Here is a 26,578-nt window from a genome sequence, read left to right as displayed (position 1 = left end):
ATTACTATAATTTCACTTTTGCTGCTTAAATCTGGTTAACTCTTTTGTAATCGTCAACCTGGTTAATAATCAATAATTGTTGTTTTAATAATTGCAATTGTATTTCACGGTTTTTTACCATAGCCTTTACCACAAAAGTTTGATTGGGCGAGGTTGGCAGCTCTGCTTTTAACCTTTCGTAATCTTCGTCAAGCTTTCTCAAATCAGCGGTAAATTTTTTATAAAGTTCCGGATTTGCTGAGGCAAAAATAGCCAGACTGTCTCTTTTTTCGGTAATTAAGCCAGCAAAATGAACGTCTTTTTTGGCATATGAGCTACTAACGTCGGCTATTTCTAAATCTTTGTTTTGTGATTTCCCTACGTACAACCAAGCTAAACCAAAAACCACTACGATAGCTGCCGCTGCACTCATCCATAAATACAGTTTTACCGGTTTTTTTTTCTTCTTATTGTCTAAACCTTGTTCAATCTTTGCCCAAAGTTCTGCCGATGGCTCCATGATATCGAAAGCTTTACGGTTTTCTTTTACAAAAGTTTCTAATCTATTATTCATCTCTCATCCCTTTCGTTTCTAAAATACTTTTTAACTTCTTTTTAGCCCGCATGTACTGTGTACGGCTGGTGTTTTCACTTATTTTTAAAATGTGTGCAATCTCTTCATGGTCATAACCTTCTAAAAGGTATAAACTCAATACAACCCTGTAACCATCTGGCAATTGGGTGATGGCTATTCTTATTTCCTCGGCCTGCAACTGCACTTCACTGTCATCAAAACTATCTTCATCAGGTACTTCCGATATTTCGTCTGTACTTACAAATTCCATCTTGCGCTTACGCAGGTAATTGATGGATTTGTTGATCACGATCTGCTTTAACCAAAGCCCGAAGGTTGTTTCCTGCCTAAAATCAACAATTCTGGTAAACGCATCTAAAAATGCTTCCTGTAAAACATCTTCTGCCTCTTCCTCGTAATTTAAAATGCGCAGTGCCACATTATACATGGCTTTTGCATACAGTTTATACAATTCAAACTGTGCTGCGCGGCTGCCCTGCATGCATTTTTTTACGAGTTCCAGATTTTTATCGATGTATACGGCTTCCAAAATTTCGAATATTCTGATTATAAGACATGAGGGATTTTAAAACGTTGCATCAAGGTAGAAAAAAAGTTTAAATATGTTAATACAACTTTAAGCCTAATACATATAGGTGCTTTTTGGTTCTAGAACAAGCTTTTGTTAACTAAACCCGACAGGAGCAAGCACGTAGTGTAACGAAGTAAAGCGAATGGCGGGGCTATAGCACCTATGAAATACTGCCCTTTCATTTCCTTAAAGAAAAACATTTTATATTAACGGGAAATGAGTGTGCTGTGCCCTTGGCAATTTCAGCCCTGCTTTCTGGTACGAGTTCCGATGAAGGATCGGAAGCTCTTCCCGACAATCAGGTTTATTTAACAAAGTTTGGTGTCCTGAAGCAAACCGCGGTTAACTAAACCCGACAGGAGCGAGCATACCGATTTTTCATCGGAATAAAGCGAATGGCGGGGCTACAGCACCTATGAAATACTGCCCTTTCATTTCCTAAAAGAAAACATTTTATATTAACGGGAAATGAGTGTGCTGTGCCCTTGGCAATTTCAGCCCTGCTTTCTGGTACGAGTTCCGATGAAGGATCGGAAGCTCTTCCCGGCAATCGGGTTTAGATACAAAGTTTGGTGCTCTGAAAATTAACCTTTGTTAAATAAACCCGGCAACAGCGAACACGTAATGCAACGGAGTAAAGCGAATGGCGGGGCTACAGCACCTATGAAATGTCGCCCTTTCATTTCCAAAACCTAAAAATAATTATACTCAATACAAAACAAGCAGTTTCACATTCTAACATTTGTGGAAAATCTGCTGCCGGATCATCATAAATTTGAAAACCCTGATACAAACCATTAACTTCATGCCATGGAAACCGATTTAATCCTTTCAGCAATTAACGAGATACACCAAAAAGCGGATCAGGCTTTAGAAAATAAAGATGCGACTGCTTATACAGCCATGTTTGATGATGGCTTAAGCTTCACGCCATTTGAAAAACCAACTTTAAACAAACACGATTTTACCATCGATTTAAAAAAATATTTTAGCGGAATTAAAGAAATCCACACCAGTTATTACCGGATAAAATCATCTATGGAAGATGATGTTTTTACCGAAAAAATTGCCCGTAAATCGGTTCTTTTAAAACCTAAAATGCTTGTTTTTTCTAAAAAGCAGACCATCCAAACAGAGGAAATATACCACTGGAAAAACATTAAAGGCGAATGGAAGGTAATCGCTCTTGAAATTGTGCTGGAGGAGAAATATTAAAAAAAATAAATAGCGAGCACCCATAAATATAGAATTGTTATCCTGAAAATGCAACATTTCGGCAGGCAGACTAACATTCAAAGTATTTCATCAGGTTACATATCTAACATTATCTCCTTTTTTGACCTACATCAAAGTTTAAGATTTTTAATCGCTGTACCTTTGCAACGTTATAAATTAAACAGATCAAAAAAATGAAAAAAGAACATTTCAAATACATCAACACGCTTTTCGTGGTGATTCCGATGACCTTAATTATGGCATTTGTAGGGTTAATGCGCAATTATGGTTTTGGCGAAGACTGGCTTATCAAATTCTTAAAAGCATGGAGTATTATGCTACCTGTAGCTTATTTTGCGGCCTTTATCATTATTCCCAATGCGCGGAAACTGGCCGAAAAAATCACTTCTAAAACCTAAACATTGTTACATTTGGTTAATACTCAGTCAATGCGCGAACAGCTTTCTAGTTATATCAGAGACAAAATTATCATCAGCGATGAGGAGTTGGAAGTGGTATTGTCTTTTTTCAAGATGATGCAGGTAAAGAAAAATGAAATCCTGATCAGCCCCGGCGAAACAAGTCAGCGCATTTACTTTGTTGGTACAGGTTGCTTGCGTATTTTTTTCCTAACGGCAGGTGGCACCGAAGCTACCAGACATTTTGCTTTCGAAAACCAGTTTGCCACGGCTTTGGTCAGTTTTATTACTAACGAAACTTCAAAAGAATTTGTGCAGGCCATAGAAGAGACCGGACTGTATTACATTTCGCAGAACGACTTTTATTACCTGCTTAAAATTATTCCCCAATGGGAAAAACTGTACCGCCATTACCTTGAATATGCGTATGTAACCAACACCAACCGCTTAATGTCGTTTATTACGCTTGATGCCACTGAACGTTACCGCCAGCTGCTCGCCCAAAACCCAGGTGTGGTGATGCGTATGCCAAACAAAATGGTTGCCTCTTATCTGAATATTTCTCAGGAAACGTTGAGCAGATTGAAGTCAAAAGCATAGTTTATTCAAGGATAGTATTTTTTAAGCATTAGCAGGTTTGTTAACTTACCTGTCTCTTTGTGATCTTTGCGTCTTTGTGGTCAAAAAAATAATAAAATCATTAGCACAAAATTTCCTTAAATCTTCTATCCTAAACTTTAAAACAAAATCGGTATTTTTGCCGCTCAATTTAGATTATATATATGTTAAGAACAGTAACTTGTGGTGCATTAAACCTAAATAACTTAGGCGAAAGTGTTACGTTATGTGGTTGGGTACAAAAATCAAGAGATTTGGGCGGTATGACTTTTATCGACATCCGCGATCGTTATGGTATTACCCAGTTGGTTTTTAACATGGATGATAATAAAGTGCTTTGCGAAACTGCACGTACTTTGGGCCGGGAGTTTGTAATCAAAGCGGTTGGTACGGTTGTAGAAAGAAGCAACAAAAATCCTAAAATGGCAACCGGTGATGTAGAGATTAAAGTTTCTGCTTTGGAGATTTTAAATGCAGCAAAATTACCTCCGTTTATGATCGATGATGAAACAGATGGAGGCGATGAGTTGCGTATGAAATATCGCTATCTGGATTTACGCCGTAACCCGGTTCGTAATAACCTGGTTTTACGTCATAAAATGGCACAATCGGTTCGCCGTTATTTAGATGCTTTAGATTTTATTGAAGTAGAAACACCTGTTTTAATTAAATCTACACCAGAAGGTGCCAGAGATTTCGTTGTACCTAGCCGCATGAACGAAGGTGAGTTTTATGCTTTGCCTCAATCGCCGCAAACCTTTAAACAATTGTTAATGGTTTCGGGCTTCGACCGTTATTTCCAGATTGTAAAATGTTTCAGAGATGAAGATTTAAGGGCCGACCGTCAGCCGGAGTTTACCCAGATTGATTGTGAAATGTCGTTCATCGAACAGGAAGATATATTAAATACTTTTGAAGGTTTGATCCGTACTTTATTTAAAGAAGTACGCAATTACGATTTACCAGAAGTACCACGTATGCAATATGCAGATGCCATGCGTTTATATGGTTCTGATAAGCCTGATACCCGTTTTGCCATGCAGTTTGTAGAACTTAACCACTTGGTAAAAGGTAAAGGCTTTCCGGTTTTCGATAATGCAGAATTGGTAGTGGGTATCAATGCAAAAGGTGCTGCAGGTTATACCCGTAAACAATTAGATGAATTAACCGATTTTATTAAACGCCCGCAGATTGGTGCTACAGGTTTAATTTATGCCCGTCATAATGATGACGGAACCATTAAATCATCAGTAGATAAATTCTTTAGCGAAGAAGATCTTAAACAATGGAGCGAGGCCTTTAGCACAGAAAAAGGCGATTTATTACTGATCTTAGCAGGCTCTACCGATAAAGTGCGTAAACAGTTAAACGAGCTTCGTTTAGAAATGGGTAACCGTTTAGGTTTACGTGATAAAAATACATTCTCTGCCCTTTGGGTATTGGATTTTCCACTTTTAGAATGGGATGAAGAAACAGAGCGTTACCATGCTATGCACCACCCGTTCACTTCGCCAAAACCTGAAGATATTGCCTTATTAGATACCGACCCTAAAAACGTACGTGCCAACGCTTACGATATGGTAATTAACGGTACTGAAGTTGGCGGCGGATCGATCCGTATTCATGATAGGGCATTGCAGGCTTTAATGTTTAAACATTTAGGCTTCAGTGCAGAAGAAGCACAAAAACAATTTGGTTTCTTAATGGATGCTTTCGAATTTGGTGCACCTCCACATGGTGGTATTGCATTTGGCTTCGACCGTTTGACTTCAATTTTTGCTGGTTTGGATTCTATCCGCGATGTGATTGCTTTCCCTAAAAACAACTCAGGAAGAGATGTGATGATCGATAGTCCGAGCACTATTGATGAGAAACAATTAAAAGAATTGAAGATTAAGACTGATTTGTAGATTAATTAGTTCACTGGTCATTCGTTCATTGGTCATGGAGTAGATAGCATGACTCACAAGCCTATGTGTTACATGTCCAATAAACAAACAAAGCCTCAGGATTTGGAATCCTGAGGCTTTGTTATGATATCATTTTTACGCTTTGCCAACGAATGAACCAATGGCTAATGAACCTTTGAACTAATACGTTTCACTATCTGGCGGGATGCCATAATCGATAAACTTCTTGTCCTTCTTTTCTTTTTTTTTGCCAAACCAACCTTTAACCGAGTTAAAAATGGCTGACAAGTGTTCTGCATCTAATGATTTACCTACTTTGCCTGAAATTAATCCCACAGCTGCTTTTGTTAAAAACCCAGCACCTCTGAAAATGGTTTTATTCATCACCATCGGCAAAAGCAACGACATGGCCGTACCACTGATATTTAATTTTTCGTCTGCTTTGAACAGGTTATTAGGGGTAGCATAGCGCTTAATCAATGCACCAAGCGTAAACTGCTTAAAGAAAGTTTTCGTATCAGATTTAAGCATATTCTGCTTAAGCGTATACTCAACCTTAAGTTCTAATTTTCTAGCCTGCAGGTCTTCTAAGTTTCGGATTTCTTTATAGCTTCTCATCTTCCTCCTTATCTGCAAGTTTGTCAAAGTATTTTCTAATTGCTACATTGATAATTGCTTTTTCAATGTATTTGTCTTTGGTTAAATAAACAATTATAGCCAGTAAAATATAAAACAAGGAAACACAGCCAAAGCCTCCTGCATAACTGCCTAAAAGGTCTGATAAATACAACGCCAAAGTTACAGAGCCAAATAAGAAGGCTAAAATGAAGCAAACAATAACAGCAGTACTGGTTACCAGGTCGGCAAATACTTTAGAAACTTTTTCTACCAGATAAAGTCTGGTATATTCAACCCTGGCTTCTAAAAACCCCTTGGCATCGTCTACAAGATCTTCAATACTTTTATCTTTATTCTCCTGCATAATTCAGATGAGATTTAGCCGGACAAAATACCCGGCTATGCAATATTTATTTATTAAGCGTGCTCTACGTCGTCGCTATATTCTTCTTCTACGCTTCTCAATTTGGTTTTAATCGAGCTTACTACTTTTTCTTTCAGGCTGGCCAGATTATTAATCTCGTCTGCAGCTTTGTCTTTGATAGAATCGCCAAGATCTTTTAAAGATTGGCTTAGTTTATCGCGGGTTTCATCACCTTTATCCGGTGCGAATAAAATTCCTAGGGCTGCACCGGCAGCTAATCCTGCTAAAAGCGCAACTACAACTTTTGAGTTATCATTCATAATCAATTTATTTAAGGGTTTAACAATTATGTACAATATAAAGCTACTACATTATTTATTGTTAAGCTATATTATAACTCACTATGCTCATCATTTGTTTTAATTCTTTCCAATCTTTCTGATGCAAGCGTACTGGTTTCGTAAATCTTAACAAGCAATATAAAATAAGATAACAGCAGCGGACCAAATACAAGTCCCAATATTCCGAATAAAGGGATACCAATAATTACGCCAATTACTGTAATTATTGGGTGAATATTTCCAACTTTTTTTGCAATAATAAACCTTAGCACATTATCGATATTGATAATGACAACAAAACCAAAAATTAGCATGGCCCAGCCAGCAAAATTATTTCCGTTTGCAATCTGCAGTATTGCAGCGGGTACAAAGACAACAGGAGGACCTAAAACGGGTACAAAAGAAATAAATGTTGTAATTACGCCCCAAAATACCGGGTCTTTATAGCCCAAAACATAAAAAGAGACGCTCACAAGCGAACCCTGAACGAGGCAGATCAAACCTTGCCCTAATACATTTGCATAAGTTGTATTTCTCATTTCATCGCCAAAACGAAGGGCATTCTGCTCCCTGAATGGCGCATATTTGATCAATGAAAACTCGAATCTTTCTCGCTCTATTAACATAAAGTAGAGTAAAAAGTACATCACCAGTAAGCTTAATACAATATTTACTGCACTAGATATTAAAGACGGAAAAAGCTGAGTAGCCCAATTTCCCAAACGGTTTAATCCATCTTGAATAACATCCTGGTTAATTTTAACCGGAATGAGGTGCTGTAATTTAACCAGTAGATTCTTAAAAAAAACCTCATTGTTCCTCAATTCCGAAATTTTGCTAATCACCATGCTGCTTAATGCATAAAAAGGCATTACAATAAGTATGATAGATATGGTGATGAGAAAAATAGCTGTTACTCTTCTGTTCCAGCCCTTAGTTTCGGCCAGATGGATATAGGCTGGCCGCATTATTGTATAAAGCACCAAAGTACTTAAAATGGCACTAAAAATACTTTGCAAGGAATATGCAATTAACACCCCAAGCGCAATAATAATAACCAGGTTGATGTTATTGCGTTGTTTATAAGAGAATACTGACATTGTTAGGCAATAAGATTAATCTTTAAATGCTGAAATGGCTGATTTTGTTTTCTTAATTTAAAATTTATTGTCCATCACCAATCTCAATAATTCTGATTTTATTGTATAATGTTTTTCTGTCGATATTTAAAATTTTTGCCGCTTTGGTTTTATTAAAATTAACCGCTTTCAGCACCTCTAAAATAGCAAAATATTCTGCTTCTTTGGCAGCATTTCGCAAATTAAGGGCTTGATCATGATTTAATGTTGGCGGCAAAAAAGATACTTTTTTTTCATGCTGTGTTTTAGCACAATCCATCCTTTCAAGCTCCAGCGGTAAAACGTGAGTTTCTATCCAATCACCTTCAGTTAATAAAGCAATACGCCTAATTACATTCTTCAGCTCGCGTACATTACCTGGCCAATTGTATGCTAGTAAACACTTCTTCACCTCATCAGAAAAGCCTTTAATATTCTTGTTCAGTTCTTTATTTACTGTGGCCAAAAAGTGCCTGGCAAAAATAAGGACATCATTATCCCGGTGTTTTAGTGATGGTACATGTATAGAAAATTCATTAAAGCGGTGGTATAAATCTTCCCTGAATGCACCCTTTAAAATCGCTTCTTTTAAATTCTCATTTGTAGCTACAATAAGCCGCACATCCAACTCAATCTCCTTTGTACTTCCAATCCGCTTTATTTTCCGCTCCTGAACTGCTCTGAGTAAAGTTGCCTGAATCCCATAAGAAAGATTACCGATCTCATCAAGAAATAATGTACCACCGTTAGCCTGCTCAAAGTGACCAATTTTAGTAAAAGCGGCTCCTGTAAATGCTCCTTTCTCGTGCCCAAAAAATTCACTGGCAGCTAAATCTTTGCTTAAAGAACCGCAATCCATAGCAATGAAAGGTTTTTCGCTACGCGAACTATTTAAGTGAATGGTTTTAGCAACGCATTCTTTCCCTGTCCCACTTTTTCCTGTTAAAATAATGGTATAAACTGTTTTCGCGATGAGTTGGATTTGTTTCAGCAATAAAGCTGAGGCATTGCTCTCCCCATTTATATACTCCGGGCAATTTAACGCATCGGAAATGACATTACCATTAATACCTTCAAAATTTTTAGGTGATTTTAGTATTCCCTGGGCTTCCAGTGCTTTATTTATAGTATTTAAAATTTCATCCGGATAGAGCGGCTTCACAATATAATCATAAGCCCCAAGTTTTATCAATTCTACGGCAAGTTTAATATCCGAGTAACCAGTAATAATAATCACGCCCGAATTGGGATAGTTCTCCTTAATGTGGATTAAAATCTCTTTTCCATCTGTATCATCCAATCGATAATCGCACAATACCAAATCGAAACGCTCTTTTTCAAGGGCTTGTAAAGCCTTTTTACCTGTTGTTACATTCGAAACATGAAATCCTTTTTTAGTTAAAAATTTGGAAAGCAATAAGCCGAGGCTAATTTCATCGTCAACAATGAGTATCTTTTTCATGAGCAGCGTTATTATTGTAAAACCCCATATGCATCGATAAATACACAAGGGTTAATAATTAAATAACAATTTACTCAAAAAAATTTGCATTGAAAAGCTTTTGCAACATTTTTGCGATGCAAAACATCAAATTAATACTACACTGATACTACTTTCCGGAAAAATTTGCTTTTCTCTTTTCAACAAATGCCGTTACACCTTCCTTAAAATCAGCTGTTTCGAAACATTTACCAAATTCTTCAATTTCCGTAGCGTAGCCATTGTTGTTATTTACAGCTGCAACAACAGCCTTTATTGCAGCCGAAACGGCCAGCGGTGCGCGTTGCTTAATCGCATTTAGTATTTCTTCAGCCTTGCTAATCAGATCAGCCTGTGAAACAACATAATTTACAAGGCCTATTTTTTCTGCCACTGAAGCAGTAATCATATTTGCGGTTGTAATCATTTCTATTGCTTTGCCTTTTCCAACCAATTGGGTGAGGCGCTGGGTACCTCCATAACCAGGAATTAACCCTAAAGTAACTTCCGGCAGCCCTAGTTTTGCTTGATCTGATGCGATGCGCATGTGGCAGGCCATTGCCAACTCCAATCCTCCACCTAAAGCAAATCCATTAATGGCTGCAATAAATGGTTTTGGAGAATTTTCAATGGCATTAAAAACCTGATCGTGACCAAGTTTTGCTAACTCTTCTCCCTGCTTACCACTATAATCAGAAAACTCTTTAATATCAGCTCCTGCAACAAAAGCCTTATCACCTGCTCCGGTTAAAATAATGCCTCTTACCTGGTCGGTTTTACCTGCGTAAGCAATTACATCTGCCAGTTCAGCTAAAGTTTCTTTATTTAAGGCATTTAACGCCCTTTCGCGATTGATAGTAATGTATAAAATGTTTTCTTTTATTTCTGAGATTAAATTCTGGTATGCCATAGCTTAAAAATTTCTGTTTTCTGTAACCCAATTCTGAATATATTCTACAATACTGGCCATTGTTGTACCTGGGGGAAATAGCTCTCCAACACCCATACCTGCCAGTTTCAACCGATCTGCTTCAGGAATAATTCCTCCGCCGGTTAACAACACATCATCTAACTGTTTTTCTTTCATAAAATGAATAATCTTTGGAAAAACCGTCATATGTGCTCCAGATAGGATAGAAATCCCGATGGCATCAACATCCTCCTGAAGCGCTGTATTCACCACCATTTCTGGTGTTTGGCGCAGGCCGGTATAAATTACTTCCATGCCGGCATCTCTTAAGGATGTTGCGATTACTTTGGCCCCTCTGTCATGGCCATCCAATCCAACTTTAGCTACTAAAACGCGGATAGGCCGATTTAATACTTTGCTCATCATTCATATTAAGTTGATGTAAATGTATCGATTTTGGTCCTCAAATTAATCATTAACTAAAACAAGTAGAATTGGACTAATCTTTTTACATTTGCATTCCTAATTTACAGGTTTTTATGAGTGAAGAAAAGTCATTGAACTTTATTGAAGAAATTGTTGAGAACGACTTAAATAGTGGTAAGTATGAAACTTTGGTTACGCGTTTCCCGCCTGAACCTAATGGTTATTTACACATCGGCCACGCGAAAGCAATATGCTTAAATTTCGGACTAACACAAAAATACGGCGGCTATACCAATCTGCGTTTTGACGATACCAATCCGGTTACGGAAAAAACAGAATATGTAAACAGTCAGCAGGAAGATATCAGGTGGTTGGGTTTTAACTGGAAAAATGAATTATATGCCTCAGATTATTTTGATGCCTTATATAGTTTTGCCGTTAAACTGATCGAAAAAGGTTTGGCTTACGTTGATGAGAGTTCTGCAGATGAAATTGCAGCCTTAAAAGGTACGCCAACTGAACCAGGACAGGATAGTCCATATCGTAACCGCAGCATTGAAGAAAATTTAGACCTTTTTACGAAAATGAAAAATGGCGAATTTCCTGATGGTGCTTATATTTTGCGGGCTAAAATCGATATGGCCAGCCCAAATATGTTAATGCGCGATCCGATTATCTACCGTATCAAACATGCCGAACATCACCGTACAGGCAACAAATGGTGCATTTACCCAATGTACGATTTTGCCCATGGACAAAGTGATAGCATCGAAAACATCACGCACTCTATCTGTACATTAGAATATGTTTCACACCGTGAACTGTACGATTGGTTTATCGAAAAATTAGATATTTTCCCTTCAAAACAATATGAATTTGCCCGTTTAAATCTTACCAGCACGGTAATGAGTAAACGCAAGCTTCTTCAACTGGTTAACGAAAACTTAGTAAATGGATGGGATGATCCGCGCATGCCTACCATTAGCGGTTTGCGTAGAAGAGGCTTTACAGCAAAGAGCATCCGCGAGTTTTGCGAACGTATTGGCATTGCCAAACGCGAAAACTTAATTGAGCTAAGTTTATTGGAATTTTGTATCCGTGAAGATTTAAATAAAACGGCTAACCGGGTAATGGCGGTTTTAGATCCGATTAAATTGGTGATTACGAATTACGAAAAAGGAACTGAAGATTTAATCGGCGAAAACAATCCTGAGGCTGAAGATGGTGGTGGCACACGTGTAATCCCTTTCAGCAATGAACTTTGGATAGAACGCGAAGATTTTATGGAAGTACCGGCAAAAAAATGGTTCCGCCTGGCTCCTGGTGCAATGGTACGCTTAAAATTCGCCTATATTGTTAAGTGCGAAGATTTTGTGAAAGATGAAAACGGAAACGTTACTGAAATCCGTTGTACTTATATTCCGGAATCGAAAAGCGGAAACGATACCAGCGGTGTAAATGTTAAAGGAACCATACATTGGGTAAGTGCTCCACATGCCAAAACTGCCGAAATTCGTTTGTACGACCGTTTATTTACCTCAGAAACACCAGATGCTGAAGAAGGAGATTTTAAAGATTATTTAAACCCTGAAAGTTTAACGGTATTGCCTAATGTTTATATCGAGCCGGCATTAGCTGATGCAGATTTAGATGGCCGTTACCAGTTTATTCGTAAAGGTTATTTCTGTTTAGATAAAGATTCTACTGCAGATAAATTGGTTTTCAATAGAACAGTAACTCTAAAAGATACATTTAAGAAGCCAAACTAGTTTTTGCTTTTTTGGCCACAGATAGGCACAGATGAACACTGATTAATGTGATTTGTCTGTGCTTTTTTGTTAGTTCACTGGTTCATTAGCCATTAGTCATTGGTGACTTGTAGCGCCAGATAATTCCATCATCCATTTTACATCTTCCATCTTCTAATATTTCATATAAACATTATAAAGCACCAAAACATCTACAGGCGTTAAAGTTGGCGTAATATCACTTTGGATAAAATGGATTTTAAAAGCAGTAATTGCAGCAGGCAGGTTACTCGTATCATAACCAATATATTTTAGCGCCATTTCGGTATTAAAATCTGCCGGTGGGTTTTTCAGCACATCACCATACCAATAACCAAAACCTTTATCGGCCAGTTTTTTCCAGGGGAAGTTTTTTGGATCGTTTTTACGTTTAGGTGCAATATCAGCATGACCAATAAAATTTGCGGTAGGGATCCCGTATGTTTTCTTTAAAGTCGCCAACAACTTTAACAAGCTATTGATCTGAGCATCGGGCCAGGGATCTGTTAAGCCATTATTATCCAGCTCTATACCAATTGATGAAGAATTAAGGTCGGTATCTTTTCCCCATTTACTCACACCAGCATGATTAGCCCGAAGGTAATCGTTAACCATGTGAACTACTTTTCCATCGCGACTAATCACATAATGTGCGCTGGTACCAGCTTTAGTGGAAAAAAACGTTTTAACAGTTTGTGCCAAACTATCCTGAGCGGTATGGTGAATCACTATAAAATTTGGCTTACGTATCCCAAAATTTACAGAACCAATCCATTCCTGATTTGATGCTTCTAAAGAATCGTAAAGTTGACCAACAGGCGGCGTAGTGTTTATTATTTTCGAAAAATCTTTCACCTTTTCCTTATAGATTTTTTCTGTTGCAGCGTATTTGCTGCTTCCGCAGGCAGATAAAATGAGTACCAGAGAAAAAGCGGAAATAGATAATGATTTTGATGACTTGGAAAATAACATGGCTTGAACGGTTAGCTAATCGAAGTTACAAAGTTATGTTAAACTTCCCCCAATACATCAAACTTTATACAAAGCTTTCAAAATTTACTAATTTAGCAGCCATATACTTTAATATGAAGAATTTACACAAATCAACACTATTTTTATCAGCAGTGGCTATTTCAGTTGGCGCCTTATCGTCTTGTACTGGTAATAATAAATCTAATAATGAAAAGGCTGTGGTGATACAAAAAGATAGTCTTACCAATTATGTTGCTCAACGCTTACCCATTTACGAAAGGGTTAAATTAACTACTAATATTAATGATTTAAGTGTTAACGACCGTAAAATTTTGCCTTTGTTAATTCAGGCGGCAGAAATTATGGATCAGCTATATTGGAAACAAGCCTACCCACAAAGAGATAGCTTGCTGGCCACTATTAAAGATGAAAAAACACGCGATTTTGTTAATATCAATTATGGTCCGTGGGATAGATTAAATAACGATAAACCTTTTGTGGTAGGTGTTGGCCCCAAACCGGAAGGGGCATTCTTTTATCCATATGGGACTACAAAAGAAGCCATAGAGAAATCGGACCTTGCGGATAAATTCGGCGCATATTCTGTCATTCAAAAAGACAGCACCGGCAAATTATCAACCGTACCCTATCATGTATTATATGCCGCAGAATTACAAAAAGCAAGTTCATTGTTAAAACAGGCCGCTTTGATTGCTGAGGATACCGGCTTAAAAAAGTATTTAAACTTAAGGGCTGATGCTTTGGTAACAGATAATTTTACTGCAAGTGATTATGCCTGGTTAGATATGAAAACCAATGGTCTGGATATCATTATCGGCCCGATTGAAAATTACGAGGATAAACTCTTCAACGCACGTACCAGTTACGAAGCTTATGTTCTAATCAAAGATAAAGAGTGGAGTAAACGCCTGGCGAAGTATGTAAAAATGCTCCCGGAGTTACAGAAAAACCTGCCTGTAGCAGCAAAATATAAAACCGAAACACCTGGAACTGACTCGGAGTTAAATGCTTATGATGTGGTATATTATGCCGGCGATTGTAATGCCGGATCGAAAACCATTGCTGTTAATCTTCCAAACGACGAAAAAATTCAACAGGAAAAAGGCACGCGCCGTTCGCAGCTGAAAAATGCAATGCAAGCGAAATTCGATAAAATTCTGGTACCGATTTCAAAAGAATTAATAGAAGCAGATCAGCAACAATACATTAAGTTTGATGCTTTTTTTGCAAACGTAATGTTTCACGAAGTAGCGCATGGTTTAGGAATTAAAAAAACCATTACCGGAAAAGGTTTTGTACGTGCCGCATTAAAAGAACAATATAGCTGGCTGGAAGAAGGCAAAGCTGATATTTTAGGTTTATATATGGTAACCGGCTTACTTAAAAAAGGTGAGTTAACAGGTGATATAAAAGATTATTACACCACATTTATGGCTGGTATTTTACGCTCAGTTCGCTTTGGTGTTTCCGAAGCACATGGAAAAGCGAACATGCAGTGCTTTAATTATTTTCAGGAAAAAGGAGCTTTTGAGCGTACGGCTAAAGGCACTTACAAAGTAAACTTCGAAAAATTTGCAACGGCCATGAATGATTTAAGCGCATTTATTCTTACGCTTCAAGGTAATGGCGACAAAGCTGCGGTAGAAAAAGCACAAAAAGAAAAAGCGGTTATCCATGCAGAACTTCAAACAGATTTAGAACGGTTAACTAAAAAGAATATCCCTGTTGATGTTGTTTTCGAACAAGGTGTTGATGTACTCGGAGTAAAATAAAAGATTTCTTTACTTGGGAATTTAAGGCCATAGATATGCAGGCGCAAGCTTGTTTATCTGTGGCTTTTTTTTGGTTTATTGGTCATTGGTTCATTTGTGAGACCAGTTAATTGTTTTGACTGGTTAATTGCATAAGCGTCTTAAAAATCATCAAAATACCCTACAAGCTCCAATAGAAATATCGTCATTGCGAGGAACGAAGCAATCTTAATGCGCAAGCTAGTAGCGATTGTTGTAAGATTGCTTCGTTCCTCGCAATGACGATGCCTCGCAGCCTACAGTTCGTTAAAAATCATCTATCACTCATATAGATCTTAAATAAATTATCCCTCAGGGCAACGACCCCATTCTGGTAAGAGTATTTCAATTTTGACTTCTGACGCCCGAATCCAACTTTTTTTAAATCCTTGTAACCTTTTTAAAAAACGGTCGTCTTATCTGTAACTAAACAATTGGAACCTTTCGTTTCCAGCTAAACTTTAAAATAAGCAGGTAATTAAACTGAAGCGCATGCAGATGCGGTATAGGAATTTTTTTGCCCCATTTTTTAAAGAATAAATACCTAAACATGAAAACACTATACAAAATAGCATGTACTCTTACGCTTCTTTTTATTGTTACAATAGGTTTTGCGCAAACAAATCCTAAACCGAACATCAGTGGAGTAATTTTAGACGAGACCAAAAAACCTGCGGATTACGTTACTGTCGTACTCTTTAAAGCATCTGATTCCAGCGTGGTTAAAACAGCATTTACCGATCCAAGCGGGATATTTACTTTTAGTGTTTCGGGCAAGGGGAGCTATTATTATAAAGCCAGTAATATGGGTTATAAAACGCTTAAAAGTAAAACCATTGTTTTAACAGAAGATAATCAAAAAGTAGATTTCGGAACGGCACAGCTTGTTGCAAGCACTCAAAACTTAAAAGAAGTGAATGTAGCGATAACCAAGCCGTTAATCGAAAGGAAAATGGATAAGATCGTGATGAACGTTTCCAATAGTGCGGTTATGACAGGTTCTACTGCACTGGAAGTTTTACAAAAAGCACCGGGCGTATCTGTAGATCAAAATGATAAGATTTCAATGATGGGAAAACAGGGGGTGTTAATTCAATTGGATGGCAAACAAACTTACATGAGTAGTGCCGATGTGGCCAACCTGTTACGGAATATGCAGAGTTCTGACATAGAAAGTATTGAGTTAATTACCAATCCATCTTCCAAATACGATGCCTCAGGAAACTCAGGGATTATAAACATCAAAACGAAGAAAAATAAAAATGGCGGGACAAATGGCAGCATAAACGGATCATTGGGATATGGCAAAAACCTAAGGGCAAATGCAGGTTTAAACCTGAACCACCGTACACAGAAGCTTAATCTTTTTGGTAACTACAACTATGGTAAGTTTGAGCGCGATAACCTGATCGCTATTGACAGGATTTCGAACGGCACGCCAGATATTTACTTTATGCAGGTAGGCGAGAGCAAAAGAAAACAATATAACAATAACCTTAAAGCAGGATTAGATTATTTTATTGATAAGAAAAACACCATTGGACTATTGGTAAATGGTTATTTTAACCATGGTACCGAAGCATCCGCAAACAATACTTTAATAGGTACATCTTTTCAAAAGGCAGATTCTAGTCTGATGACCAAATCTTTGCAGGCAAACAAATACAATAATGTTTCTTATAACTTAAATTATAAATCTGTTCTGGATACCGCGGGTTCAGAAATCTCGGCAGATGTAGATTATTCCAAATACAAAGGAAACGATGGTTCTGATTATGAAAACGATTATCGGTTTCAAAATGGGAACAGCATCCGTCCGATCATATATACCAGGAACAACACCCCTTCGATTATTGATATCAAGGCATTTAAAATCGATTATAATGTTTCGCTAAACAAAACAGTTAAACTTGAAGCCGGGGTTAAAAGCAGCTGGGTTAAAACCGATAATGACTTACAGGCAGAAGTGTTAGTAAGTAATGCGTGGCAGAACGATGTAAAACGAAGTAATCAATTTGTTTATGATGAAAATGTAAATGCAGCCTATACCAATCTAAACAAACAGTTTAAAAATACCAGCGTGCAGATTGGTCTAAGGGTTGAGCAAACCAATTCGAAAGGAAATTTGGTTACTAAAAATACCGTTGTAGAACGAAATTACTGGGATTTCTTTCCAACGTTATTTGTTCAGCAAACGCTTTCTAAAAACAATCAGTTAGGGTTTTCTTATAGCAGAAGGATAGACCGCCCGAGTTATGATGCCTTAAATCCATTTATTTATTACTTAGACGAATTTACCTACAGCAAAGGGAATCCATTTTTAAACCCACAGTATACACATAATTTTGAGCTCAGTTATACCCTGTTACAAAAATATATGCTCTCAATAGGCTATAGCAGGATTAACGATGTAATTGCTGAGGTAATTTTACCAGACGCAGCAAATAAATCGTTATATCAAACCAATGCAAATATTGCCACAAATATTAGCTACAACGCCAATTTGAATGTACCTGTGCAAATTACTAAATGGTGGCAGACCAATAACAACTTAAATGTTTTTTACCTGAGTTTCGAAGCACCTGATCTGGCGGGGAGTGCTTTAAAAACCGGAAAAACGTCTTTCCAGTTTAAATCGCAGCAAACCTTTACCATTATGGATGGTTTTACAGCAGAAATAAATGGCAGCTACGAATCGCCGCTTGATTACGGAACGCTAAGTTTAAAAGCCCGTTATTATATTGATGCAGGTTTGAGCAAATCGCTGTTCAACAAAAAAGCAAGTTTGAAGCTGGCCTTATCAGATGTATTTAATATGTCTGAAAATAATTTATCAAGTGCTTATCCTGGTTTAACTTATTCATTACATCAAAAAAATGAAACTCAAATTGGCAAGATCAGTTTTACCTATCGTTTTGGTAAAAATGAAATCAAACCAGCCCGTCGCCGCTCAACAGGTACCGAGGCAGAACAGGGAAGGATGAAGAATTAGCAATCAAAAAGAGCCTGTATCATCAATATATAACCATTGTCATCCTGAGGTTAATTAATTGTTAAAATCAATTGAATGACATACAATTGATTTCTCTTGTCCTACGCGTAGCCTTGCCTCGGCTCACCGCCGCCGAAGGGCTCTTTCTTTTTGGCATCAAAAAGAAACAAAAACTGCCGGCTGAAAATTTTTCTTTCGAAGCCGGTAGGTTGGCTTGGACGGTGCTGCCCGAAAAATTTGTTAGGCCGGATTTAAGTAGAACGGGGATATCGTGCTATAGCCTAGCTGGGCGGAAATACTAAGCAATTAAAGTGTTGATTAATACATTTGTAAATAGCATCAAGGTAGCCCGTCGAAGGAATTGCCATTATACTGTGCAGGGCGTTTCAACAGGCTCAACGTGACAAACTTAAAGGGAAACTTGTTCTGTAATAAGCCTCCTTTTCCGAGGTTTTATTGTTATTCTAATTCAAAGTCGTCACTATGATTTCAGGATCTACCTTGCTGTAAGGATCCTGAAATAAATTCAGGATGACGATTGGCGGGTTAAAACTTATACTCCATGACATAATCGTCCATAAAGTAGCCCTCACCTATATCAAGCTTTACCGATTCTTTAATGGTAAAACCTCCTTTCAGATAAAAGTCTTTGGCTTTATTATGCTTGTTCACATTCAATTGCAGGGCGCTTCCTCCCGCATCTTTTACCTGGTTAAAAACTTCATTAATTAAGATTTTTCCAACGCCTTTACCATGTGCAGATGGCAGCACATAAAGCTTGTGCAGTTTGTAAATACGCTCATCATGCCCAATAATAGAATATCCTGCAAAGCCAAACTGATTTTCACCTTCTTCCGCAATAAGGAAAATATGCCCTTCCATAAATTGTTTCAGTAGCTCCCCTTTGTTATACATTTTATCCAACATATAATCAATCTGCGCCTGCCCGATAATATCAAGATAGGCTGATGGCCAGGTTGCCGCAGCAATATCCCTGATGATTTCTATATCATCTTCTTTTGCTTTTCTGAGGGTAATCATAATGGTTCGCTAATAAATATTGGTTGTCCTGAAAAGGTAAATTCTACAAAGCCATCTTTAACTACGGTAAAAATTTCTTCTTCATTCTGCGCGAGGTTGGTTACTTCCATATATCGGTTACCATGGATCAGAAACTCACTTCCCGCAGGTTTCCAAACCGAGAATCCCGATTTTATAGGATAGTGCTTTGCTCTTTCGGTAAATACCACCAGATTAATTTTATCTTCAAATCCTGCAAATTTCTCAAGATCGAATTTATTCGTAATTACATTTACCGCAGGATATCTCTCTTCGTACAGATAATTAACGGCAACCATTAAAGCATCAACAGGTCCCTGAACAACTTTGGTATCTTCCTGTGCTTCCTGCCCGTTCCCGTTTACCAGCACATCTACCTTTAAACCTAAAGAAAAAATCTTATCGTAATTTTCTCCGTTAACCAAAAGGGTAGGGCTCCATTCAAGCAGTTGCCCTAAAAGCTCTTCGTTAAAATTCCCAAGCTCATCAATATATAAGGCTGGCTCTTGTTTTTCTTTTACAATATGGTGTGAAGACATACTGCGAATATAGAAATTTCGCTTTAAGTACGGTATAGGAAGAATCAGCCGGACGTAAAATGATTAACGATTGTATGGATATTCGCTCACCCAATGGAAACCCCTATTAATGAGCTTAAAGTCTTTAAGGTCTTTTCGCTTAAAACTTACCGATATGGAATCTTTCCCTGTCAGGCCCGAAAGCATCAGTCTGTCTTTTCCAATAATATTATAGTTTAAAACATATTTAGTGGAGTCTTTATCAGTTGATTTAAGTACCAATTCTTTTTTCTTCTGATCAAAAACAGTAGTAAAATTAGCGGAACTATCGTTCATCTTCTTTATCCTTGCATACCCTGAATAATTAATAATCATCTGTCTCCATCGTATACTATCCGTAGTTAAAGGTGCTAAGGTTTTACCTTTCACTTTCATGCTTTCAACATTATAAATGCCATACATAAATGGCTTGGGCGCTGCACTACCATAAGTTTTTCTCTGTTCAATTAATGATGAAATCAGGAATACCAGAGAAGCAGTTATGTAGAGGTATTTTGCACCATAAGCCGCAAAGTAAAGCCATCGCTTCCTAAACTTTGGACGATACATTTTTTCGAGCTGCTGGCTTTCATACCTGATAAAGAAGCGATATAGTTTTAAGAAATGTGGCGCCAGAATAAATACACACATCACCACAAGTGCAGTTGAGAGTAGTTTTACAGGAACATCGAAGAAATAATTCATCGACATGACATGCGCTGTCGCAGCCAAGGATAGAAAGGCACCCACAACAACCGTTCTACGGAACAAAAGCATGATGGCAGAAACTTCAATAATGCCCATAAAGATATTGTAACCTTTAGAAAAGCCAAGGAAGGTCCACGCAAGCCCCATTGGCGATGCATTTCCGAAAGGTTGAAGCAACCTCATCAATGAAGGATCAGGAAACTGGAGCTTGATTACTTTTATAGCGCCGTACAATATCAAGGTAAAGGCTAAATAAAATCTCACGAGTACCACAAGCCAGTAATAAGCTGTATTGTAGCTTTTGCGTTTGCGGTCTAAAATCGACCAAATGATGCTACCAATTACCGATACCAAAAATATAAAGAGTAACAATACCCAATCATAAGAAGTATCGCCGCTACCATTGGTGTAAATTGTAAAATCGTAATTATAGTGGATAATGTGTTTAGAGAACCAGGGAATAAGATCGTGCAATACCAGATTTGGCAACTGCAGTACACTTGATAGGAACGTAAAGGCTCCATTATTATTCAAGATGATGAAAAGAGACAAGAGCAGGAAAAAGAACCTGAAAGAGATTTTTTTAAAAATATTCCAGGGCGTATTGTTTTGAAGAGCATTTTCAGACATATTTGTTGGGTTTTATCCAAAACTAAATATTATCTCACGGGCTTCAAATTATAAAATGTTAATTAACAGCGCTTTCTTTAACAACTGTGTAAAAATCCCGATAAGTTTCAATAAAATCGTCGGCAAAATTAATGGCTCCGGAAACGGCTATGCCATAAATACCAGTTTGCATTAAAGCTTCTACATCATAGGTTTTTATCCCACCTACAGCCAAAACCGGAATACTGATGGCCTGAGCTTTCAATTCTTTTACCACATGCTGATAGCCTTCAATGCCCAGGAGGTTATAATTGTTGGGTTTGGTTTCCGTTATTGCAAATGGACCATAACCAGCATAATCGGCACCTTCTTTTGCAAGCCTGATTAAATTGTCTACAGTATTCGCCGATCCTCCTAATGTAATATCATCGCCAACCAGTTTACGCAGTTTGATAAAATCGGCATCTATATCTTCGATATGAAAACCCTGGATATCGGCCTTTCCATTTAAATGAACATGATCGGTAACGATTAAAGTGGTACCCCAGTCATCACAAATTTCGGCTATCGCTTTAATATCTTGTAACAGTTCTTCATCACTTTTGCTTAGGCAACGGTACTGGATCCATTTTGCCCCGGCCTCACAGGCTTGTTGCACCTGTTCAATGTGGCTTAAATGCGGGATATCGTGTGTAATGTAATGAAGCTTTTCGATGTATTTCATACTGGGTGGACAGGATTTCTAAGATGATTTGATTTTAAGATCAGGAGGGCAATATAAACAAAATCGCCATTGCAAGTATATTCTGCAATGATGATCCTATTTTAGTTCTAACCTTTTTTTCAGTTTCATACTATATGGCGCAAAGACCATCTGAATGGGATCTTGTTTAGTGAGCCAACGATTCGAGTTGACAACTTTTGGGCAAATCGCTTATTAAAGTTGTCAACTCTGAATCACAGATTAAAATTTCACATTCAAACTTAGTAAAAAGTTGGTGCCCGCTTGTGGGTAAAAAAAGTTTTCAGTTACTCTGCTCCCTCCCAATTGGTAGCCGTAAGTATAACCGTTGCTTTCGTATTTCTTATCGAAAATATTGTTGACCAATAAACCCAGGTTAATGTTTTTAACCCCTGCAAATTTAAAGTTGTAACCCAAACGTGCATTGCTTACCCAGTAACCATTAATGGTTCTATCGTTGTTCTGCGTGTTATCCAGATATTGTTTGCTCACATATTTACTTTGCAAAGCCACCGCAAAACCGTTAACCGGTTTGTAAACCAGCTCTCCGAAAAGAACCGCTCCTGGAGAATAGGAGATATCAGTTAATTCATAGTTTTTAATTACTTGTCCACCATTATCATAATCATCGTAATACTCTGTAAAGTTTTTGATTTTGTTGCGGCTAAAAGCAGCGTTGGCATTTACAATAAACTGTTTGCTAATGGTATAAGAACCATCAAGCTCTATCCCCAAACGGTAACTTCTATCTACATTTTGACGAAAATAAGCACCAACATCGTTTATTTTTCCAGTAACCACCAATTGGTTTTTATAAAACATGCCATAAGCATTGGCACCTATATTAAATTTGTCATCTTTAAAACGGTATCCCAATTCTATATCGTTCAAGCGCTCCGGTTTAGGAGTAATGCCAACTGTTGCATCCGCATAATCATCGCGGTTTGGTTCTTTATTAGCCACACTGAACGAAGCATATACATTGCTCTGCGGATTAATAAAATAGGTTGCGCCAAATTTAGGATTAAAGAAATTTAAGGTTTGGTTAATCGCCAGCGTATTCAACTTATTTTCTGTTCCGGCAATATCATAATATACACGGCGGTATTGCAGATCGGCAAATAAACTCAAATCTTCAATAGGGCTATAATTTACTTTGCCATAAACGTTAAAATCGGTTTTAAAACCATCATTATCATAATAATGCCTGTCAATGTTTCCGTTTGAAGCATATTGTGCCCAGATTACCTGCCCAAAGTGCGCGCCTTTATATTCGTTGTATGCACCACCCAAAGTAAAGTTTAAATTCTTTTGGGGTACGTAGTTAAAGGAATAAGTAACACCATAGAAATCGTTATCCAACCAACGGCGGCGGATTAGATCTGTTTTAGCTATAGGTGTTCCACCAGCAACAGCAACTGGGTTCAGGCCATAATGTTTCAGACTATCCTGTACCACATATTCTTCATAATAACCTTCTCCTTTGGTATAATGTAAGGCACCATTAAAAGAAAACTGATCAGAAATCTGTCTGGCATAAATTAGCTGATAGTGATTCTGTGTATAATTATCCGTCTGGTTGTTATAAAGGAAGCTATTGTATCTCCTGCCCGAGTTTAGAAGGTTTGCCGCATCTTCAGTACCTAATCCATTTCTGTCAATATAGGCATTCATTCCGGCTACATCATTTTCTAAACGTGATTGCGGGATTCCGTTCCACGATTGGTAGGTTTTTTCATTTCCCGAAAAAACATTTACACGCAATAAATCCTTATCTCCATGATAAGCACCAGAAAGAAAATACGATTTCAGTAAAGATGAGCCGCGGTCCACATAACCATCAGAACTGATTCTTGATAAACGTCCGTCGAAACTAAAACGATTATTAATTAAACCCGTACCAACTTTTACCGTATTTTTCCAGGTGTTGAAACTGCCATAAGTGCTGTTTACTTCTGCATAAGGTTCCGTTTCGCTTGCAGTAGTTTGGATGTTCAAGCTCGCGCCAAATGCGCCTGCACCATTGGTTGAGGTACCTACACCACGCTGAATCTGCACATTATCTACTGATGAAGCAAAATCGGGCATATTAACATAAAAAGTTCCCTGGCTTTCGCTATCGTTGATGGGAATACCGTTAACGGTAACGTTAATCCTGCTATTATCGCTTCCGCGAATACGGATTCCGGTATAACCCACACCAGCACCGGCATCAGAATTAACCACCACGCCAGGGGTGTTCTGGAGGATAAAAGGCAGATCCTGTCCGAAATTATTCTGCTGGATTTCTTCCTTGCTGATATTCTTATAAGTAGTTGCTGATTTATCTGTGGCACGGGTTGCACGTACAATTACCTCATCAGCCAGGAAATTTTGAGGTAAGAGGCTAAAATCAGCCGTTGTATTCTGATTAAGTTCAACGGCTTTTTCAATTGTTTTATAGCCAATATAACTTACCACAATAGTGTATTTTCCATTACCGAGGTTTGTAATAGTATAATTTCCACTAGCATCACTCACTACTGCCGTTTTTTGGTTTCTTAATTTAACCGTAGCACCTGGAAGCGGCTGCTGATTTTGGTCTGTTACTCTACCAGTAACCGAAATTTGTGCCGATACAAAGAATGGCAACATTGCAACAAGTGCTGCAAAAAGTAAATTTTTCAATCTTATTGTTTTTAGTTAAACCCATCGGAAAAAGGGGCTTCCCCGATTTCAGTTAAACTTCCATAACTCCAATCCCTACGCCGGCATTACCCGGATCAGGTGCATTCGAGGCTGATGGCTGGAAGGTTTTAAGGCTGATGGGATTTACCCTCTACCTTTTTACCCTCTACCTTTTACCTCAAAATGGGTATGATCTCAGCCTGTTTTTGTGTTATATAAACAAGGCACCCCTAATGATGCTGCAAATGTAGAAAATATTTGGGAATTCGTACGATTCTAGCAAATTTCAATTCCAATTGGTTAAAATCTACGGTTTATTCCATTACTTATAAAGTTATTGGTTTTTATTTTAGAAAATGGGCGGTCCTGCGCGTATAGGATTTACAGTTCCGCTTTCCCTCCTGCCAATTTGAAGGAAATCGGCATCCGTTCCAATCGGGTTTAGGTGGCCAGGGATGTGGAAATATTATCGGATTGCCACCAAACGTTCCTACGGAACGAAAACGCCAATTGTAAATTGGCTACCCGGCAGGCGTCCCGAAGGGACGGTCTGTGATTATTTTACCTTTCCCGTCCCATGGGGACGACTTCCAGGTAGAAAAAAAATGTTTTATTTTTTCGTTCCGTAAGAACGTTTCGTGTTTAGGTACGAAGGTAACAAGCCTATGTTCAATAAACCCGACAGGAGCGAACACGAATCCCGATTTTTCATCGGATGATTAAAGCGTATGGCGGAACTTCCGGCGGCCAAAAGCTACTGACAATCATTTTCAAAAAAAGATAAATCTCCTACCTGCTCAAAAAATCATCAATGGCTTTAATCGCATTCGCCAGCCTTTCATCACCCAAACCGCCAACTACTTTATAATTTGCATTCAATGCTTTCAGCTCCTTATGCCAAACCTGCATAAAATATTCGCGTTTCTCCGGAAAATCGCGCAGCGGATCATCCTGCCAGGGCAAATCAATATCCATTAACAGGTACAGGTCGTATGGCTTTTTGGGTAATGCATCCAATACAACCTGGGGTGTTTCACCTAGCACTTCATCACTCCATATCTTTACCGTAATAAAAGTGGTATCACAAATAATAAAATCACTTTCGGTAATCACTAAAACTGCGTCTTCTAAAGCTACCTGGCCGTAGTACATATTCACCTCGTCTTGTAGCGTATAATCGACAATCAGATTTTCGCAATAGTAGCGGGCATATTCAGGCACCCACGAAACTTTGTAGTATTTAGCCAGCAGCTGAGATATAGTAGATTTTCCCGTACTTTCCGGGCCAACAATAGCAATCTTTTTTATGTTTCTATTCACGATACGTTTTCTGAATACGATCAAATGTAAAAGAAAAAGCCTTAAAAGAAAAAATCCGGTTGAGGAGGGCTCCTCTAACCGGATAATAAACCAAACAAACTATTTATGAAGAAATCCTCATGGCGGTTAACTACTCCGCGGAGGAAGCTTTAGATCATTGTCTAAAGTATATACAAAACGCATATATGTTCTGCTTATTACAACATCATTGCCAATATTTCGAGCATCACAACTTCGTGACGTAATTCTGACTAACAGGACTACTTTTGCGAAATTGTTTTAACACTAATTAACATTTGTAATAAAAATAAATATTTTCACTTTACACACCTGTATAATTTATAGTACAATCAGAAAAAAAGTGTTCATTATTTAAAACTATATATACTAAACGCTGTTATGTATTTCAGACATTAAGCAAAAAATCATTATTCCATGAAAAAATTGTGTGTTGTATTATCTCTTCTTATTGTATTTGCTTTAGGCTCAATTGCCTTTACTCATATTAAATTAGGTGGAATCATCGGAAAAATTACGCCGGGAGATGCAGCTTCTGCTGTTTCACTTGTAGCAGAGAAAGACACCCTAAATGCACAGATTAACCAGGGTGTTTTTACTTTTACTAACCTAAAAGAAGGTGTTTATACCGTTGTGGTAAAAGCCAACGCGCCTTATAAAGATGCAGTAATAGAAAAGGTTGCCGTAAAAGATAGCGCTACTACAGATTTAGGCGAAATTAAATTACAACAGTAGCTCATTTCTCGAAAGAAAAATCTAAAAAGAGCGCTTA

24 protein-coding genes are annotated in these 26,578 nt (G+C 37.8%); 8 read left to right on the top strand and 16 right to left on the bottom strand.

All coding sequences use genetic code 11. The features are described 5' to 3' along the window. Positions 1-25: 25 nt before the first annotated feature. Both KYH19_RS21500 and KYH19_RS21495 read right to left on the bottom strand, forming a co-directional pair. Positions 26-553, bottom strand: coding sequence for a hypothetical protein (locus tag KYH19_RS21500; protein ID WP_255562488.1), 528 nt, complete (start codon positions 551-553; stop codon positions 26-28). Continuing rightward, positions 546-1,103 (bottom strand): RNA polymerase sigma factor, encoded by a 558-nt coding sequence (locus KYH19_RS21495; protein WP_219076683.1) that lies wholly within the window; start codon positions 1,101-1,103, stop codon positions 546-548. The genes KYH19_RS21500 and KYH19_RS21495 overlap by 8 nt, the downstream gene beginning before the upstream one ends. 852 nt (positions 1,104-1,955) lie before the next feature. On the opposite strand from KYH19_RS21495, the gene KYH19_RS21490 reads away from it, so the two are divergent. The 4 genes from KYH19_RS21490 (at position 1,956) to aspS (ending at position 5,307) form a co-directional block, all read left to right on the top strand. Next, entirely contained in the window at positions 1,956-2,360 is a 405-nt protein-coding gene (locus KYH19_RS21490) for a hypothetical protein (protein ID WP_219076681.1), read from the top strand. Between the two features lie 194 nt (positions 2,361-2,554). After that, on the top strand, positions 2,555-2,779 hold the full coding sequence (locus tag KYH19_RS21485) for a DUF2798 domain-containing protein (protein ID WP_132395535.1): 225 nt from the start codon (positions 2,555-2,557) through the stop codon (positions 2,777-2,779). Positions 2,780-2,809: 30 nt separating this feature from the next. Then, the gene (locus KYH19_RS21480) at positions 2,810-3,379 is read left to right on the top strand and encodes a Crp/Fnr family transcriptional regulator (protein WP_219076679.1); all 570 of its coding nucleotides are present in this window, start codon (positions 2,810-2,812) and stop codon (positions 3,377-3,379) included. 182 nt (positions 3,380-3,561) lie between these two features. After that, on the top strand, positions 3,562-5,307 hold the full coding sequence (gene aspS, locus KYH19_RS21475; RefSeq protein WP_219076677.1) for an aspartate--tRNA ligase: 1,746 nt from the start codon (positions 3,562-3,564) through the stop codon (positions 5,305-5,307). A gap of 180 nt (positions 5,308-5,487) precedes the next feature. Here the strand turns inward: aspS and KYH19_RS21470 are convergent, their stop codons facing one another. The 7 genes from KYH19_RS21470 to KYH19_RS21440 all read right to left on the bottom strand — a co-directional run bounded on the left by KYH19_RS21470 (position 5,488) and on the right by KYH19_RS21440 (position 10,561). After that, the gene (locus tag KYH19_RS21470; protein ID WP_132395539.1) at positions 5,488-5,925 is read right to left on the bottom strand and encodes a hypothetical protein; all 438 of its coding nucleotides are present in this window, start codon (positions 5,923-5,925) and stop codon (positions 5,488-5,490) included. Next, the gene (locus KYH19_RS21465) at positions 5,912-6,289 is read right to left on the bottom strand and encodes a phage holin family protein (protein WP_219076675.1); all 378 of its coding nucleotides are present in this window, start codon (positions 6,287-6,289) and stop codon (positions 5,912-5,914) included. Before KYH19_RS21465 ends, KYH19_RS21470 begins: the two co-directional genes overlap by 14 nt. Before the next feature lie 53 nt (positions 6,290-6,342). Continuing rightward, positions 6,343-6,609: a YtxH domain-containing protein gene (locus KYH19_RS21460; RefSeq protein ID WP_055902768.1), complete on the bottom strand. Its 267-nt coding sequence runs from the start codon at positions 6,607-6,609 to the stop codon at positions 6,343-6,345. A 71-nt stretch (positions 6,610-6,680) separates the two neighbouring features. Next, the gene (locus KYH19_RS21455) at positions 6,681-7,730 is read right to left on the bottom strand and encodes an AI-2E family transporter (protein WP_219076673.1); all 1,050 of its coding nucleotides are present in this window, start codon (positions 7,728-7,730) and stop codon (positions 6,681-6,683) included. A gap of 64 nt (positions 7,731-7,794) precedes the next feature. After that, a complete protein-coding gene (locus KYH19_RS21450; RefSeq protein WP_219076671.1) occupies positions 7,795-9,210 on the bottom strand; it encodes a sigma-54 dependent transcriptional regulator in 1,416 nt (471 codons plus the stop codon). Positions 9,211-9,358: 148 nt separating this feature from the next. Next, positions 9,359-10,138 (bottom strand): enoyl-CoA hydratase/isomerase family protein, encoded by a 780-nt coding sequence (locus KYH19_RS21445; protein ID WP_219076669.1) that lies wholly within the window; start codon positions 10,136-10,138, stop codon positions 9,359-9,361. 3 nt (positions 10,139-10,141) lie between these two features. After that, the gene (locus KYH19_RS21440; RefSeq protein WP_086548263.1) at positions 10,142-10,561 is read right to left on the bottom strand and encodes a cobalamin B12-binding domain-containing protein; all 420 of its coding nucleotides are present in this window, start codon (positions 10,559-10,561) and stop codon (positions 10,142-10,144) included. Positions 10,562-10,677: 116 nt separating this feature from the next. On the opposite strand from KYH19_RS21440, the gene KYH19_RS21435 reads away from it, so the two are divergent. Next, positions 10,678-12,333 carry a glutamine--tRNA ligase/YqeY domain fusion protein gene (locus KYH19_RS21435; protein WP_219076667.1) on the top strand — a complete coding sequence of 552 codons (1,656 nt, stop codon included), beginning with the start codon at positions 10,678-10,680 and terminating at the stop codon, positions 12,331-12,333. A 153-nt stretch (positions 12,334-12,486) separates the two neighbouring features. Here KYH19_RS21435 and KYH19_RS21430 read toward each other — a convergent pair whose 3' ends face one another. Then, the gene (locus KYH19_RS21430) at positions 12,487-13,323 is read right to left on the bottom strand and encodes an N-acetylmuramoyl-L-alanine amidase (RefSeq protein ID WP_219076665.1); all 837 of its coding nucleotides are present in this window, start codon (positions 13,321-13,323) and stop codon (positions 12,487-12,489) included. A gap of 113 nt (positions 13,324-13,436) precedes the next feature. Here KYH19_RS21430 and KYH19_RS21425 point away from each other — a divergent pair, with 113 nt between their 5' ends. Both KYH19_RS21425 and KYH19_RS21420 read left to right on the top strand, forming a co-directional pair. After that, entirely contained in the window at positions 13,437-15,116 is a 1,680-nt protein-coding gene (locus KYH19_RS21425) for a Zn-dependent hydrolase (RefSeq protein ID WP_219076663.1), read from the top strand. A gap of 568 nt (positions 15,117-15,684) precedes the next feature. Further along, positions 15,685-18,126 carry a TonB-dependent receptor gene (locus tag KYH19_RS21420; RefSeq protein ID WP_219076661.1) on the top strand — a complete coding sequence of 814 codons (2,442 nt, stop codon included), beginning with the start codon at positions 15,685-15,687 and terminating at the stop codon, positions 18,124-18,126. 546 nt (positions 18,127-18,672) lie between these two features. On the opposite strand, the gene KYH19_RS21415 is transcribed toward KYH19_RS21420, so the two are convergent. The 6 genes from KYH19_RS21415 to KYH19_RS21390 all read right to left on the bottom strand — a co-directional run bounded on the left by KYH19_RS21415 (position 18,673) and on the right by KYH19_RS21390 (position 25,788). Beyond that, a complete protein-coding gene (locus tag KYH19_RS21415; RefSeq protein WP_132395548.1) occupies positions 18,673-19,167 on the bottom strand; it encodes a GNAT family N-acetyltransferase in 495 nt (164 codons plus the stop codon). Then, positions 19,164-19,724 (bottom strand): thiamine pyrophosphokinase, encoded by a 561-nt coding sequence (locus KYH19_RS21410; RefSeq protein ID WP_132395549.1) that lies wholly within the window; start codon positions 19,722-19,724, stop codon positions 19,164-19,166. The genes KYH19_RS21415 and KYH19_RS21410 overlap by 4 nt, the downstream gene beginning before the upstream one ends. Before the next feature lie 63 nt (positions 19,725-19,787). Then, the gene (locus KYH19_RS21405; RefSeq protein WP_219076659.1) at positions 19,788-21,080 is read right to left on the bottom strand and encodes a hypothetical protein; all 1,293 of its coding nucleotides are present in this window, start codon (positions 21,078-21,080) and stop codon (positions 19,788-19,790) included. Between the two features lie 58 nt (positions 21,081-21,138). Further along, positions 21,139-21,783 (bottom strand): thiamine phosphate synthase, encoded by a 645-nt coding sequence (locus KYH19_RS21400; protein WP_219076658.1) that lies wholly within the window; start codon positions 21,781-21,783, stop codon positions 21,139-21,141. A gap of 240 nt (positions 21,784-22,023) precedes the next feature. After that, positions 22,024-24,468 (bottom strand): TonB-dependent receptor, encoded by a 2,445-nt coding sequence (locus KYH19_RS21395; RefSeq protein WP_370630260.1) that lies wholly within the window; start codon positions 24,466-24,468, stop codon positions 22,024-22,026. A 789-nt stretch (positions 24,469-25,257) separates the two neighbouring features. Further along, positions 25,258-25,788, bottom strand: a complete 531-nt coding sequence (locus tag KYH19_RS21390; protein WP_219076656.1) for an AAA family ATPase — start codon at positions 25,786-25,788, stop codon at positions 25,258-25,260. A gap of 435 nt (positions 25,789-26,223) precedes the next feature. Here KYH19_RS21390 and KYH19_RS21385 point away from each other — a divergent pair, with 435 nt between their 5' ends. Next, a complete protein-coding gene (locus KYH19_RS21385) occupies positions 26,224-26,541 on the top strand; it encodes a carboxypeptidase regulatory-like domain-containing protein (protein ID WP_132395554.1) in 318 nt (105 codons plus the stop codon). The last annotated feature ends 37 nt before the right edge of the window (positions 26,542-26,578 follow it).

The sequence above is a fragment of the Pedobacter sp. D749 genome, assembly GCF_019317285.1.
Classification (GTDB): Bacteria; Bacteroidota; Bacteroidia; order Sphingobacteriales; family Sphingobacteriaceae; genus Pedobacter.
This window is presented reverse-complemented; position numbering and strand designations above follow the sequence as displayed.